The organism is Streptomyces sp. NPDC006265, from assembly GCF_040613555.1.
Classification (GTDB): Bacteria; Actinomycetota; Actinomycetes; order Streptomycetales; family Streptomycetaceae; genus Streptomyces.
The window spans coordinates 1-2,456 of sequence record NZ_JBEXSH010001118.1 but is presented as its reverse complement, the minus strand read 5'-3'; the positions used below and the strand labels follow the sequence as shown (position 1 = coordinate 2,456).

2 protein-coding genes and 1 pseudogene are annotated in these 2,456 nt (G+C 73.6%); all 3 read left to right on the top strand.

The features are described from left to right. Window positions 1-105: 105 nt before the first annotated feature. Window positions 106-183: pseudogene (locus tag ABZ281_RS45975) on the top strand (hypothetical protein); the annotation flags it as partial. Beyond that, window positions 171-1,736, top strand: a complete 1,566-nt coding sequence (locus ABZ281_RS45970) for an FAD-dependent monooxygenase (RefSeq protein WP_356664410.1) — start codon at window positions 171-173, stop codon at window positions 1,734-1,736. The pseudogene ABZ281_RS45975 and the gene ABZ281_RS45970, both read left to right, overlap by 13 nt. Beyond that, on the top strand, window positions 1,733-2,456 hold a 724-nt coding region (locus ABZ281_RS45965; RefSeq protein ID WP_356664408.1), incomplete at its 3' end, for an HAD-IB family hydrolase. The genes ABZ281_RS45970 and ABZ281_RS45965, both read left to right, overlap by 4 nt.

The following is a 2,456-nucleotide window of genomic DNA, read 5'->3' as shown; positions in this document are numbered from 1 at the left end:
CGCCCACGACGACGAGCGCGACGGGCACGACCCGCTCCAGCCGAGGCGCCCCCTCCTCGTCCACGAACCGGGCGCGGCCCCCAGGAGGTCGGCGCCACCGCCGTCTTCCTCGCCTCGCAGGACAGCTCGTACGTCAACGGCAGTGTGGTCGAGGTCAACGGGGGCCTGATGTGGGCGGCCTGACCGAGCGTGGGCCCGCCACGCCCGTGCTGGTCGTCGGAGCGGGGCCGGTGGGGCTGGTCGTCGCCTGCGAGCTGCTCCAGCGGGACATCCCCGTACGCGTCGTGGACGCCGGGCGCGGGCACTCCGCGCACTCCCGGGCGAACGTGGTCTGGCCGCGCAACCTCGAACTGCTCGACCGGATCGGGGTGACCGGCGACCTGCTGGACATCGGCCACCGGCTGGCGGGCACGGCGTTCTACTCGCGCGGCCGCCGCCTGGCGACGGCCTGGATGAGCCGACTGCCCGACTCGCCCTACCCGTTCGCGCTCACCCTGCCGCAGCACGACACCGAGCGGGTCCTGCGCCGCCGGTTCGCCGATCTGGGCGGCACCCTGGAGGAGGGCGTCCGGCTCACGGCCCTCGGCAACACCCCCGGCGGGCCGGCCGTCAAGCTCGAGCACGAGGGCGGGCGCGTGGAGGAGCTGGAGCCCGGCTGGCTGGTCGGTGCGGACGGTGCGCACAGCACCGTGCGCAAGGAACTGGGCATCGCCTACGACGGCCCGCCCGTCGACGTGTCCTTCGCCATCACCGACGCCCGTCTGACGACCACCCTCTCCGAGGACCTGTCGCACTACTGCTACGCGCCGAGCGGCGCCATGGTGCTCGGCCCGATGGGCGACGGCGTGCACCGCATCGCCCTGAGCGTGCCGCACGACGCGTACGACGAGGGCGATCCTCCGCCGCTGGAGATGTTCCAGCAGGTCGTCGACGACCGGGCGGCCGGCCGCAGCCGTTTGGAGGAACTGCTGTGGAGCGGTTCCTTCCGGGTACGGGTCAGGATCGCCTCCGCCTTCCGCAGCGAGCGCTGCTTCCTGGTGGGCGACGCCGCCCACGTGATCAGCCCGGCCGGCGGCCAGGGCATGAACACGGGGATGCAGGACGCGTTCAACCTGGCGTGGAAGCTGTCGGGAGTGATCCGCGGCGAGTTCGGGGAGGCGATCCTGGACTCCTACGACACCGAACGCCGGGCCGTCTCGCACTCCGTGGCGCGCTCGACCGAGCTGCTGACCAAGGCGGGGCTCGTCAACACACCGGCGAAGGTCGCTCTGCGGGACGCGGCGTTCATGGCGGCCGACCGGTCGGGCCTGTTCCAGCGCAAGATCGCTCCGCAGCTCGGGCAGACGGCCGTCAGCTACGACGGTGATCGCCACCCCCGCCTGCCGGTGATGGTTGCGGGCGGGGCGGAGCCGGGCGAGGCCTCCTCGCGCCTCGGCGGCGGGTGGCCCGCGGTCGACCGGGACCGGCACACCGTGCTCCTGTGGCCCGGCCGGCGGACGCCGCCACCGGACTGGCAGCGCACCCGCGACCGGCTGCGGCGGGCGCTGCCCGAGGGCACCCCCCTGCTCGACCTGACCCGTGCGGTCCCCAAGGGGCTGGCCGCGGCGTTGGGCGCGGGGCCGGCCGTGGCGGTGGTCCGTCCGGACGGCCATCTGCTGGCCCGGCTCGACCCCCGGCGACCCCAGGAGACCACCCACCTGCTCACCCGAGCGGCCCACCTCAGGAGCCGGCCATGACCACCGTCTTTCCCCCGCTGACCACGGATCACTCCCGTCCCGTGGTGGCGTTCTTCGACGCCGACGAGACCCTCATCGCGATGAAGACCCCGTTCTCGCTGCTGCGCCACCGGCTGCGGCGGCAGGGCGACACCACGGGCGCCGAGTACGAACGGCTGGTGGAGCCGCTGCGGCGGCTGGCGTCGATGGGCGTCACCCCGGTCGAGGTGGTGTCCAAGTTCTACGAACTGCACACCGGCGTCCCCTGGGACGACGTCGTCGCGGAGGCCCGCGAGTGGTACGCCGAACTGCGCGAGGGCGGAGCCCCGTTCATCGAGCCGACCGTCGCGCGGCTGCGGCGCCACCAGCAGGCGGGCCATCACACGGTGGTCGTCTCCGGCTCATGGCCCGCCACCCTGCATCCGATCACCGACGACCTAGGGGTCGACCTGGTCCTGTGCACCGAGCCGGAACTGGACGAGGACCGGTGCATGACCGGGGGGATCCAGCACGCGATGTTCGGTCCGGCGAAGGCGGACGCGGTCCGGGAGGCGCTGGAGAAGTTCGGCGCGGACCCCGCGGACTGTTACGCGTACGGGGACGACCCCGGTGATCTGACCATGCTGCGCATGGTGGGCCGTCCGACCGTGGTCGGAGCGAACCCGAGGATGGCGGCGCACGCGGCGGAACACGGCTGGCCGGTCATCCCGGCGACCCTCGTGGCGGGCACGAGGCGCCAGC